This is a genomic window from Citrobacter sp. Cf125, assembly GCF_030333935.1.
In the GTDB taxonomy this organism is placed as follows: Bacteria; Pseudomonadota; Gammaproteobacteria; order Enterobacterales; family Enterobacteriaceae; genus Citrobacter; species Citrobacter freundii.
This window is the reverse complement of record NZ_JAOWEY010000022.1, coordinates 39,021-51,397: the sequence shown is the minus strand read 5'-3', so window position 1 is coordinate 51,397 and position 12,377 is coordinate 39,021. Positions and strand designations below refer to the sequence as shown.

The window sequence follows — 12,377 nt, the reverse complement described above, 5'->3', positions numbered from 1 at the left end:
TTGCCTTTAGAACAGAATATTTAACGATATGCTCTTTATTTTTATAAAATCCGGAGAGGAAGGTTCGACATAAAACCTTCCACTCCGGCTTGTTATGAAGTAAGAAAATTACTGGAGTTTATAGAACACTTTGAAAATGTTTATCTATACTATTCGGAGAAATACTTTTACCAAATTTTCTTAAGTAATATTCTGATATCAGTTATAGATCAGCGAATACGTTACGCTAGACGCAACCGCACCAGCAGTAGCTGCCCCCGTTGCATAATAGCGTACGGCATATGGCAGAGTTGCGTTACCACCACTAATAGGCACGTAGTTACCCGTGTTCTGCGCAATGTCGCCTGCCTTAATTGGCGTATTCCCGGAACCGTCGACAAGCTCCAGCACAACATTGGACGCACCTGTTGTATTGGTATTAACAAGACGACCATTACTGTCTACATTTGCTCCTCTTTCAAAAAAAGCCTTAACAGTGCCAGCGCCTACTGGGTTAGTCGACGCACACCCAGTGACATCCATTTTAAAAGATGTCTGACCCGCGACATTACCTGCGGTACCTAAAATATTTGCCTGAACAGTTGGCAGCGTCACAGCCGCCGCAGTACTACCTGTTGCGCCATTAATCGTAGCACTACAGGTCTGGTTATTTACCGCACCGGTAAAATTAATAGTACCATTTCCGGCTGCCTGAACAGCAGAGACAGCAAATACGCTGCTGAATGCAACGATAGCGGCGATTTTTTTCATTATGTTGTTCCTGATAAAAATATAACGAGTTGTTGTGCATTTCAAAAGAGCAGAGTCTCTCTGAGAAGCTGAATCGATTATCAACAGGCTCAAAATTAAATCAACAACTATTTAATCAACGAAAAAAACTTAAAACATAATTATTTCCTAAGATTTCCTCACTGATAATAACTTACGCGACAAATATCTCATCAAAAATTTCAATTGGTATCTTTTAATGAAATTTTTGTAATCCCCACCCACTAAAAGCCTTCATTTTTTCATGGTTTTTATATAGCTTTATTTATAACTTTTTTTACAGGTTGAATCAAAAATGTTATATGCGGAAACAGATAAAATGCACTTAGTTTTATATGTCGTTAGAGATAATGGTGGTGATAATACCCATGGGGACTACTTTCATCATGATGCTATTACGGTGTGTGGTGTAATTCTATAGTTTTATAATTAAAAAAGTATAGTTTGCACGGGTGAACTACGGAAAAAACATAATTTGTATTACAAAACAAAATGGCTCAGGGAGAGTAACCTCTCCCTGAATTAAACACCTTTGCGGTCTGCTAAAATAAAAAGCTTATAAATGAATATTAAGCATTTTTTAGCACAGTGGTTTCACGGCTTCACGCATGCCTTTTGCCAGGATGGCATCCAGATCGGCAGAAACTTGCTCCACCAGCCCAGAAACCTGGGTCAGGTCTTGCTCCCAATGTTCTTTGACCGCCAGTACAGTACGCACCAACGCCTCAGTACTTATCTGGCGATCGCGATGTTGGCTCCACAGTTGTTGGAAACGTTCAATCCAGTGCGCATCATCCTGGACCGGATAAGACTCACCGTTACGCTCCCCGCGGTAGAACGCAATCAACGCCGCCAGCGCAAACGTCAGACGTGCGGGCAATTGACCGCTGGCCTGTTGCCCGGCCAGCAGTTGCGGCAATATGCGGGTACGGAATTTAGTCATGCCGTTCAGGGCAATCGACAACAACTGATGCTTGATGTACGGGTTGCAGAAACGCCCCGTCACCGCACTGGCAAAGGACGCCAGCTCATCGCGCGGTAAATCCAGTACCGGAATGATTTCTTCATAAATAGCTTTTTCAACGAAGGCGCAAATTTCTGCGTCATTCATCGCCTCGCCCACGGTGTCCAACCCTGCCTGCCAGGCAACAGGAACCAGCGCAGTGTGAGCACCGTTGAGAATCGCCACTTTGCGCTCTTTGTACGGTTTGATGTCATCCACAATCAGGACATTCAGCGGATACTTATCCAGACGTAGTTCTGCGGCTAATGACTTCGGCCCCTGAATGACAAACAGATAGAAATGTTCTGCCGTGTCGAGGAAAGCATCATGATAGCCCAGTTCAGCTTCGAGCTTAGCTACCTCATCACGCGGATAGCCGGTAACAATACGGTCCACCAGCGTAGAGCAAAATGCATTGGCCTGATCCAGCCACTGAATAAACGCTTCCGGTAGCGTCCATTCCTGAGCGTAGCGCAGAACCAGTTCACGCAGCGCATCACCGTTATAATCAATCAGTTCGCAAGGGATGATAATCCAGCCTTTATCCAATGCGCCGTTAAAATAGCTGAAGCGTTCGAACAGCAGACGCGTCAGTTTAGCCGGATAACTTACCGCTGGCGCGTCGTCAAACTTATCGCCCGCGTGGTAACTGATACCTGCTTCCGTGGTGTTAGAGAACACAAAACGCATATCAGGATTATGTGCCAGCTTCAGGAACTCATCGTATTCGCTATAGACGCTGATTTCACGGTTAACTGAACGAATTAGACGAGCATCGCTGACAGCCTCGCCCTTCTCATTCAAACCACGAATGATAGTAGTATAGAGGCCATCCTGCGTACTCAGCGATGGTGGGAAGGTACTTTCGATAGGACGAACAATGACCACACCAGCATTCAGATCGGTATGTTCGTTCAGCAGATCAACCTGCCAGTCTACAAAGGCGCGCAGGAAGTTTCCTTCACCAAACTGAATAATGCGTTCAGGATACTGAGCACCGGGGAAATCGCGACGATTTAGTGTTTGCACAATGGGTTCCCTTTATGATTAGTCATACAACCTAATTGAATTGGTCCAATAGGTTAGCAAACTTTAATACATTGAAACCCTGTTTTGATCAATCCCCGGCGACAAATTAGAGCGTTTTATAGAAAAGTGTGGTCCCGGTCAGCGTCCCATCGGGCATTTGGGCATAGTCAGGTATCACCCCTACCTTTTTCCACCCGCAATTGTGGTAGAACAACTCCGCGCCACTGCCCGTCGCCGTATCAAGCACCAGCAGCGTTTTACCTTGTTGACGCGCGCAACTTTCCAGTTCGTTCATCAATTCACGAGCCAGGCCACCGCGTCGCGCTGAGGGGTGAACCAGCAGTTTGGCAACATCAGCACGATGAGGTTGATTTTCAGGTTGATCGATAATGAGTTGGACGGTACCGACAAGCGCCCCCTGCGCGTTTTGCGTACCAAGAACGATCCGTTCTCCGCGAGAAACACTTTGCGCGACGTTCATCCAGAAAGGCTCTGATTTTTCGCGATTAAAGGGCAGCATAAAACTGATGGAGGCACCGTCATTGACGCACCGTTCAAGAACATCGCTGAGCTCGTCGATTCGCGACAGAATCTGTGCCGCGCTCAGCACAAAGCAGGGTTTACCGGAAGCCATGGTTTCTCCTTAGATTGACCCCTTCATACTGCTTTTAACAATTACACAACACAAGGGGTCATATCATAGGATAATGTTATCTATGGCTTGTTCATCTGAAGTACTAACCAGTGATAAATAACCGTGACAACGTAACGTTTTTGTTCATCGTTTAGCGCTACGCCCTTAGGTATATCATGCCATTTCGCCAGACACCCTCGACAGCACGTTGCCGTAGCATGTTGAGCGATAAATACCGGGTGACCACGCATGGGAGTCTGTTTACCATCATTGGCGGGAAACGCAGGTGCCAGTCGTTTAGCAATAAAATCCGCAGCATGTTGTTCGATAACCGGCGCCCCTTTATCCAGACAATACTGCCTTTCTTTCTGACCAAGACGAAAACGCGAGCGAAACGTTGATTTCGCCAGCCGGGCAAAAAGAGGATCGAGCGTATTCATCAGTAAACCGAACGCCCCAGCTGTTGTGTTAATTGCTCCAGCACGGCGATACCGGCCAGTGAATTTCCCGCCGGGTCCAGTTCCGGACTCCAGACAGCAATCGCCATCTCGTGAGGCACGATCGCCACGATGCCGCCACCCACACCAGATTTCGCCGGAAGCCCGACCCGCCAGGCAAACTCCCCTGCGTTCTGATACATGCCGCTGGTCGCCATTAGCGCATTGATCTGCCTGGCCTGCATCGGCGTCACCACGGGTTCCGCAAGATGAAAGGCATGCCCTTGATTTGCCAAAAAGACAAAGGTTCGCGCCAACTCCACACAGCTCATTTTTAGCGCGCAGTAGTGAAAGTAATTCTGCAAAACGGTGGTCACGTCATGGTGAAAATTGCCGAAGGATTTCATCAGCCAGGCAATTGCGGCATTACGCGCCGAGTGTTCAAACTCTGATCGCGCGACCGTCGCATCATAAGCGATATCCGAAACACCGCTTAACGCCCGTACCACTTCCAGCATCCGTTGACGCGGTGCGCTTAGACGCCCTTGCAACATATCGCAAACCACCAGCGCCCCGGCGTTAATAAAGGGATTGCGAGGGATACCCTGCTCCATTTCCAACTGCACCAGGGAGTTAAAAGGATGGCCAGAAGGATCTTTGCCGACACGCTGCCAAATCTCCTCTTCCTGATAGTGACGCATTGCTACGACCAGGCTGAGCACCTTTGAAATCGACTGAATAGAAAAACGTTCTTGCGCATCTCCCGCCTGATAGTGCTGTCCATCAACGGTACAGATAGCAATACCCAGTTTTGAACCGTCGACAGAGGCTAATGCCGGAATATAATCAGCGACTTTACCCTGACCAATCAGCGGACGAACCTGCTGCACAATGGTCTCTAAAATTGAATTGTCCATGGCCCTGGCCACAACATGCTCCTTGCTCGCAGGTATGAAAGGCCTGCGAGTATAACAGAGCTGAATACGCAGCGTCAGGCCGGAAGGCGGAATCTGGCCACGGCCTGCATAAGCTGGCGGGATTCATGGTGTAGCTGCAAGGAAGAGTCAGATGCAGCATTCACCAGTTCGCTGGTTTGCCGGGCTTCGCCGTTCAGGACATGCAGCTTTCGAGTCAACTGGTGAATATTGTTCCCTTGATTTAACGTTGCAGTCGAAATGTCGTTCAGCAACGCACCAAGATTCTCAACCAGTGCGATAACCTGCTGCAAATTCTTATCCAGCCCGTTAACCGCGTGAAAGCCCTCTTCAATGCCCTGTAACGAGTGTTTAATCAGTGTCTGAATGTTTTGCGTAGACTGACCGCTTTTTCGCGCCAGCAGCCCAACTTCTTTCGCAACCACGGCAAACCCGCGCCCTTGCTCCCCGGCATGTGCTGCCTCGATTGCCGCGTTAAGAGCCAGGATATTTGTCTGAAATGCAATATTATCGATAAGCGTGGTAATACCTCGCATTTCAGACGAACGTGTCACAATCGCCTGCATTGACGTATTTACCGTCGCCATCATTCGGTCCCCGCCTGCCGCAACATCTCGCGCCTGCACAGCGCGTTGATTCGCCAGTTCAGCAAAGCCACTGTTATCCTCAACATGCATTTCCAGCAACGAAATATGCGATGTCACGCTGCTTAACTCTTCACTTTGTTTCGCCGACTGCTGATATAGCTGTTTATTGTTCTGCGCAAGTTCGTTGATATTTCCTACCATTGCAGTGGTGGCGTCGTTTACCTGCTGCACCAGCGCGCAGAGACCTTGCTGCATTGCAGCAATACGCGAACTTAATTGCGTCACTTCCCGATTAAACTGACTCACCTGCGGGGCCGGGCGAGACAGGTCACCCGCTGCTAAAATATCGATATGATCGATCAGCCGTCGCAGTGGCATAATCACCCAACGGAACATACTACGCCAGACCAGAAAGGCGATAACCACCAGCACGAGAGGAATAAACAAAAATAGATTCTGTAAACGCTCAAGACTGGTCAACAGCTGCTGACGCCCAGCTTCCGCATGTCGCCCACTGTTCTGCTGAAAGCGCGCGTAATTAGCGTTAAAGTCCGTCTGAAAGGCCTGCACGGGTACGGCAAAAAAAGCATCAATGGAACCTGACTGCATCAGCCCATCCGCCTGCTCCTGAATACCGCTATAAAAACGCTGATAGCTCTCCGTTAGATCCGGATCCGGCTGCGGTTTCATATCCCGCCAGGCATCCCATGCACTTTTTGACTGCGCCAGCGCCCGGTACGCCTCTTCCATTAACGGATGCCAACTCCCGTCCGAACCGGTGGCGGCATCCTGCATAAAATAAACTCCCGCACGGTTAAGTAAATCGCTGGCAGATAATAACGCCACCCGCGCTTCATCAACCTTCGCCTGCTGTATAAGCGCGAGTTGATTACGTCCTTCATTATGCTGTGCGCCGCTGACTGAGGCCGAAAGCATTAAGGAGGACGCGACCTGCAAAACAGAGAACAGCGCAATAATGCAAAAAATGCCGGTTAACAGACCAAACTGACGGGGAATAAGACGACGGAAAATTTGCGTTATGTTCATATTACTCTTCTGTATCAAAGCGTTAGACGCGAGTGTACGGAGAGTAAATGACAGAAAAATTGCAGAAATAAGACAGGTGCCTCCAGCGGAGACACCTACACCATCAAAGGCGGTTTTTCCAGACGGTCTGCACGTTACAAAACTCATGCAGACCAAAGTGCGAAAGCTCTCGGCCAAAACCACTTTTCTTCACACCGCCAAAGGCAACGCGGGCATCGCTGGCACTGTAACCATTGATGAATACGCCACCACACTCCAGGCGCGACGCCATCTTCTGCGCCAGCACTTCATCCGCAGTAAACACCGTGGCAGATAAGCCGAAATCACTGTCATTCGCCAGCGCTAAGGCATGTTCCGCATTCTTCGCCACAGTAATTGCCGCAACCGGACCAAACAGCTCCTGGCGGAACGCCGTCATCTCTGGAGTAACATCGCCCAGTACCGTCACGGCATAGTAATTACCATGACCCGCAATTTTTTCCCCGCCGAGAAGTAACCGCGCCCCTTCGGCAAGGGTGGCTTCAACCTGCTGGTGCAGCTCATCACGCAGATCAAATCGCGCCATCGGCCCCAGATCGTTTTCTTCGTTCAGCGGATCGCCCATTTTGAGCGCGCTCGCAGCAGCCACAAAGCGTGAAGTAAATTCTGCCGCTATCCCTTCTTCGATAATAAAGCGTTTGGCTGCCGCACAAACCTGCCCGGTATTCTGATAACGCCCGGCGACCGCCGCCTTAACGGCCAGATCGAGGTCTGCATCATTAAGAACAATAAACGGATCGGAACCACCCAGTTCAAGTACGCATTTTTTCAGCGCCGCACCCGCCTGGGCACCAATCGCCGCACCAGCACGAACACTACCCGTCACCGTTACCGCCGTGATACGCGGGTCATTGATCATCTGACTGACCCCTGCGTTATCGGCATTCACCCAACCGTAAACCCCTGCCGGTACACCCGCATCAGCGAAAACCTGCGCAATAATTGCAGCACAGCCGGTTACGTTAGGCGCATGCTTTAACAGGTAACCATTTCCGGCCAACAGAATCGGGACGGCACCTCGCATTACCTGCCAGAGTGGGAAGTTCCACGGCATGATCGCCAAAATAGTTCCTACCGGACGATACTCAATCACCGCCTGGTTATTCTCCACCAGCGTGGGTTCCGGACTGAGCATCGCCGGTCCATGCTCGGCGTACCAGTCACACAACGCAGCTGACTTAGCGACTTCAGCCCGCGCCTGCTTAATGGGTTTACCCATTTCACGTGAGATACACTGCGCCATCTCTTCCGCACGATGGCGCAGAGCTTGCCCAATATGGCGCAGCGTTTGCGCACGGTGCTCAACGGAAGTGTGTTTCCATTCGCTATAGCCATTCGCTGCAAGGTTCAGCGCATGATCAATCTCTTCCACGCTGGCCCACGGCGTCGCCGTCAGTCTTTCACCGCTGGTAGGGTCAATGGAAATCGCATGTGTTGCTGCTGTGATAGTCATTAAGTGCCTCTCTTTATCGCAGGGTATGGTTATATCATGAGCATATTTACTCTTTCTGAAAAATGAATAATATTAACCATACCATTCACGAATAGAGAAAATTATGGATCTGACGCAGCTGGAAATGTTTAATGCCGTCGCGGAAACTGGCAGTATTACGCAGGCCGCTGCGAAGGTTCATCGCGTGCCATCTAATCTCACCACCCGTATACGTCAGCTTGAAGCCGACCTGGGTGTTGATCTGTTTATTCGTGAAAACCAGCGTCTGCGGCTTTCCCCATCCGGGCACAACTTTTTGCGCTACAGCCAGCGGATCCTCGCGCTGGTTGAGGAAGCCAGGATGGTCGTCGCCGGGGATGAGCCGCAAGGACTCTTCTCTCTCGGCTCGCTTGAAAGTACGGCAGCAGTACGCATCCCCGCCACGCTGGCTGAATATAACCAGCGTTACCCCAAAATTCAGTTCGCGTTAGCGACAGGTCCTTCTGGCACAATGCTGGACGGCGTGCTCGACGGTACATTGAACGCTGCCTTTGTCGATGGCCCAATTACCCATCCAGGCCTTGAAGGAATGCCGGTCTACCGTGAAGAGATGATGATTGTCACTCCTAACGGTCATCCCCCCATTCAGCGGGCCAGCGACGTCAACGGTTGCAGTATTTACGCCTTTCGCGCCAACTGTTCCTATCGCCGCCATTTTGAAAGCTGGTTTCATGCCGATCGCGCCATGCCCGGCACCATTCACGAAATGGAGTCATATCACGGTATGTTGGCCTGCGTCATTGCCGGAGCGGGTATCGCACTGATCCCGCGTTCGATGCTGGAGAGCATGCCTGGGCATCATCAGGTAAACGCCTGGCCGCTAAGCGAGAACTGGCGCTGGCTGAATACATGGCTGGTCTGGCGCAGAGGTGCAATGACGCGGCAACTGGAAGCGTTTATTGAGGTGTTGAACCCTCAGTTATCACAAAGCCCGGAGTAGCTGGCTATCCTCAAAGAACATGAATAACTGTATATCCGGGTGAAGTCATACCCCCAGAATTTCATTATTATTGAAATACTTAAAAATATGAGGAATGTTCGGCAGCAAATTATAGCGCCCTGCCAATGAAATGAGATCCGCATCACAAAATGATTGTATTTTCGCCAGCAAACGTTTTAAGATCGTGGCCTTACCTTTTCGCAGCTAATCCTCTTATTTGATATGACAACAGACACTGTTTCCCGCAAGGTCGCGTGGCTACGGGTAGTTACGCTTGCCATTGCCGGTTTTATTTTCAATACCACAGAGTTTGTCCCTGTCGGTTTGCTTTCCGACATCGCACAAAGCTTTAATATGCAGACCGCTCAGGTCGGGATCATGCTGACGATCTACGCCTGGGTTGTTGCCCTGATGTCGCTCCCCTTCATGTTACTTACCAGTCAGGTAGAGCGCCGAAAACTTCTGATCTGTCTGTTTGTTGTGTTTATCGCCAGCCATGTGCTCTCTTTCCTGGCATGGAATTTTACCGTGTTGGTAATTAGCCGTATTGGTATTGCCTTTGCGCACGCTATTTTCTGGTCGATCACCGCATCGCTGGCAATTCGCCTGGCTCCTGCCGGGAAACGTGCACAGGCTCTCAGCCTGATTGCCACTGGCACTGCGCTGGCGATGGTATTGGGGCTGCCCATCGGGCGTATCGTCGGTCAGTATTTTGGCTGGCGCACGACCTTCTTCGCCATCGGTATGGGGGCGTTAGTTACCCTGCTTTGCCTGATTAAGCTCCTGCCCAAACTACCCAGTGAGCACTCCGGCTCTTTAAAAAGCCTGCCCGTGTTATTCCATCGCCCGGCATTGATGAGTCTGTATCTACTGACGGTGATTGTGGTCACCGCGCACTATACGGCCTACAGCTATATCGAACCGTTTGTGCAGACCGTCGCGGGCCTGAGCGCAAACTTTGCTACAGTCCTGTTGCTGGTTCTGGGTGGTGCGGGAATTGTCGGTAGCGTCATTTTCGGTAAGCTGGGTAATCTGCATGCGTCCGTACTGATTAGCAGTGCCATTGCCCTGTTGACGATATGCCTGGTACTGTTACTTCCCGCCGCTGACAGCGAAATGCACCTTGCCATCCTGAGTATTTTCTGGGGCGTCGCCATCATGCTGATAGGCCTGGGTATGCAGGTGAAAGTTTTGGCGCTTGCTCCGGATGCGACTGACGTCGCAATGGCGCTGTTCTCAGGAATCTTTAATATCGGTATTGGTGCTGGCGCGCTGGTAGGCAATCAGGTGAGTTTGCACTGGTCGATGTCTACGATTGGTTACGTCGGCGCAGTGCCTGCCGTTGCCGCGTTGATATGGTCGGTGATTATCTTTCGTAAATGGCCGGTATCACTGGAAGAACAGCCTCAGCATTCATAAAAAATATGCCCGGTAAATATTACCGGGCATAGTGTTTTAAGCGTAGGTTTTGATAATTTCCAGCACGCCGTTAATAATAAACTGCACGCCCATACACACCAGCAGGAAGCCCATCAAACGAGAAATCGCTTCGATACCACCTTTACCGACCAGCCGCATGATCCCCCCGGAACTGCGCAAACAGCCCCACAGGATAATCCCGACAACCGCAAAAATAATCGGCGGCGCGATCATGATCACCCAGTCCGGAAATTCGGAGCCATGACGCACGGTTGACGCGGAGCTGATGATCATCGCAATTGTCCCCGGACCGGCAGTGCTTGGCATAGCCAGCGGTACAAAGGCGATATTGGCCGTCGGTTCGTCTTCCAGCTCTTCAGACTTGCTTCTCGCTTCCGGAGAATCATGCGCCTTCTGCTGCGGAAACAGCATCCGGAAGCCGATAAACGCAACGATTAACCCACCCGCAATACGTAACCCGGGAATCGAAATCCCGAACGTATTCATTACCACCTGCCCGGCGTAGTACGCCACCATCATAATGGCAAATACATAGACAGATGCCATGAGTGACTGACGGTTACGCTCTGCGCTGTTCATATTGCCGGCTAGGCCAAGGAACAACGCCACGGTGGTTAACGGGTTTGCCAACGGTAACAGGACTACCAGCCCCAGTCCTATTGCTTTAAACAAGTCCATCATAATGTCATCTTTCCTGTGCGTTAATCGTCAGCGGCAAGTATACGGTGAAATCCGCGAGATAAGCCATTTTCGTGATGTAAGGATTCATTTTTCATCCGCACGTATAAACCATAATTATCAAACCGTTAAAATTCCACTCGTCAGGTATTTAGTCTGATGATTTAGCAAAACGTGGCATTTGCGGATCCATTCGTTTGACTTATATTTGCCTAAGCAATAATATCAGCCGTGACTAACTACTTGCCAGGGCAACCATTGTGAAAAACACCAGTGATCTGTTTAACGAAATCATCCCACTGGGTCGTTTGATCTATATGGTTAATCAGAAAAAAGATCGTTTGCTAAACGACTATCTGTCACCGCTGGATATCACGGCATCGCAGTTCAAGGTGCTCTGCTCCATCCGTTGCGCGGTGTGCATCACCCCTGTCGAATTGAAAAAAGTGCTGTCTGTCGACCTTGGCGCCCTGACGCGGATGCTGGACAGACTGGCCTGTAAAGGCTGGATAGAAAGGCTTCCGAATCCACATGATAAGCGTGGCGTGCTGGTGAAACTCACCGATCATGGCGCAGCAATTTGCGAGCAGTGTCATCAATTAGTAGGGCAAGACCTGCACCAGGAACTAACAAAAAACTTAACGGCGGATGAAGTAGCCACACTTGAGCACTTGCTTAAGAGAATCCTGCCGTAAACAGAAAGAGGTATGACGATGTCCAGACGCAATACTGACACAATCACTATTCATAGCATTTTGGACTGGATCGAAAATAACCTTGAATCGCCGCTCTCGCTGGAAAAAGTGTCTGAGCGTTCAGGTTACTCCAAATGGCACCTGCAACGGATGTTTAAAAAAGAAACCGGTCATTCACTGGGTCAATACATTCGCAGCCGTAAAATGACTGAAATAGCGCAAAAATTAAAAGAGAGTAACGAGCCCATTCTTTATCTGGCAGAGCGTTACGGTTTTGAGTCTCAGCAGACGCTGACCCGGACATTCAAAAATTATTTTGATGTTCCGCCGCACAAATACCGTATGACGAATATGCATGGCGAATCGCGCTATTTGCTTCCACTCAATCAATGTAATTGCTAATCGCCAGTTAACGACGTAACCGAGGAAATCATGAAACTTCTGTCTTATGCGATGCTGGCCCTGCTGTTTGTTGTTTCGGGTCAGAGCATGGCGGAACAGACCGCGCAACCTGCCACACAGAACAGTCGCGACGCGATGATTATGCCCCCTGCGCACGATCAGTCCCCGTTCGATTTTAATCATATGGGTGCAGGCAGCGACAAGTCCGACGAATTAGGTGTGCCTTATTACAATCTGCGCAACCTGTAATT

Annotated in this window: 13 protein-coding genes; 5 read left to right on the top strand and 8 right to left on the bottom strand. The window is 49.9% G+C overall.

The genetic code is table 11. The features are described from left to right. Window positions 1–198: 198 nt before the first annotated feature. From OGV89_RS04410 to sad, 7 genes are all read right to left on the bottom strand, one after another. Window positions 199–750, bottom strand: coding sequence for a fimbrial protein (locus OGV89_RS04410; RefSeq protein WP_286558204.1), 552 nt, complete (start codon window positions 748–750; stop codon window positions 199–201). A gap of 598 nt (window positions 751–1,348) precedes the next feature. After that, entirely contained in the window at window positions 1,349–2,800 is a 1,452-nt protein-coding gene (locus OGV89_RS04405; protein WP_003843637.1) for a tagaturonate reductase, read from the bottom strand. Window positions 2,801–2,906: 106 nt separating this feature from the next. After that, a complete protein-coding gene (locus OGV89_RS04400) occupies window positions 2,907–3,434 on the bottom strand; it encodes a GNAT family N-acetyltransferase (protein ID WP_003032438.1) in 528 nt (175 codons plus the stop codon). 80 nt (window positions 3,435–3,514) lie between these two features. After that, window positions 3,515–3,874 (bottom strand): DUF4186 domain-containing protein, encoded by a 360-nt coding sequence (locus OGV89_RS04395; RefSeq protein ID WP_003032437.1) that lies wholly within the window; start codon window positions 3,872–3,874, stop codon window positions 3,515–3,517. Further along, window positions 3,874–4,800 (bottom strand): glutaminase B, encoded by a 927-nt coding sequence (gene glsB / locus OGV89_RS04390; RefSeq protein WP_003032436.1) that lies wholly within the window; start codon window positions 4,798–4,800, stop codon window positions 3,874–3,876. The genes OGV89_RS04395 and glsB overlap by 1 nt, the downstream gene beginning before the upstream one ends. 62 nt (window positions 4,801–4,862) lie before the next feature. Then, on the bottom strand, window positions 4,863–6,440 hold the full coding sequence (locus tag OGV89_RS04385) for a methyl-accepting chemotaxis protein (protein ID WP_106107360.1): 1,578 nt from the start codon (window positions 6,438–6,440) through the stop codon (window positions 4,863–4,865). Window positions 6,441–6,543: 103 nt separating this feature from the next. After that, window positions 6,544–7,932 (bottom strand): succinate-semialdehyde dehydrogenase, encoded by a 1,389-nt coding sequence (gene sad / locus OGV89_RS04380; protein WP_003836302.1) that lies wholly within the window; start codon window positions 7,930–7,932, stop codon window positions 6,544–6,546. Between the two features lie 103 nt (window positions 7,933–8,035). Between sad and ptrR the strand changes: the two genes are divergently transcribed. Continuing rightward, window positions 8,036–8,911 (top strand): putrescine utilization regulator PtrR, encoded by an 876-nt coding sequence (gene ptrR / locus OGV89_RS04375; RefSeq protein WP_003032431.1) that lies wholly within the window; start codon window positions 8,036–8,038, stop codon window positions 8,909–8,911. A 222-nt stretch (window positions 8,912–9,133) separates the two neighbouring features. Then, entirely contained in the window at window positions 9,134–10,330 is a 1,197-nt protein-coding gene (locus tag OGV89_RS04370; RefSeq protein ID WP_003032430.1) for a sugar transporter, read from the top strand. Between the two features lie 36 nt (window positions 10,331–10,366). Here the strand turns inward: OGV89_RS04370 and OGV89_RS04365 are convergent, their stop codons facing one another. Further along, entirely contained in the window at window positions 10,367–11,032 is a 666-nt protein-coding gene (locus tag OGV89_RS04365) for a MarC family NAAT transporter (protein WP_003032428.1), read from the bottom strand. 257 nt (window positions 11,033–11,289) lie between these two features. Here OGV89_RS04365 and marR point away from each other — a divergent pair, with 257 nt between their 5' ends. Genes marR through marB form a run of 3 tightly spaced genes read left to right on the top strand, consistent with a single transcriptional unit; the run spans window position 11,290 to window position 12,375 of the window. Continuing rightward, on the top strand, window positions 11,290–11,724 hold the full coding sequence (gene marR, locus OGV89_RS04360; RefSeq protein ID WP_003032426.1) for a multiple antibiotic resistance transcriptional regulator MarR: 435 nt from the start codon (window positions 11,290–11,292) through the stop codon (window positions 11,722–11,724). 18 nt (window positions 11,725–11,742) lie between these two features. Then, window positions 11,743–12,126 (top strand): MDR efflux pump AcrAB transcriptional activator MarA, encoded by a 384-nt coding sequence (gene marA / locus OGV89_RS04355; RefSeq protein WP_003032424.1) that lies wholly within the window; start codon window positions 11,743–11,745, stop codon window positions 12,124–12,126. A 30-nt stretch (window positions 12,127–12,156) separates the two neighbouring features. Continuing rightward, window positions 12,157–12,375 carry a multiple antibiotic resistance protein MarB gene (gene marB, locus OGV89_RS04350; protein ID WP_003032422.1) on the top strand — a complete coding sequence of 73 codons (219 nt, stop codon included), beginning with the start codon at window positions 12,157–12,159 and terminating at the stop codon, window positions 12,373–12,375. Window positions 12,376–12,377 lie beyond the last annotated feature (2 nt).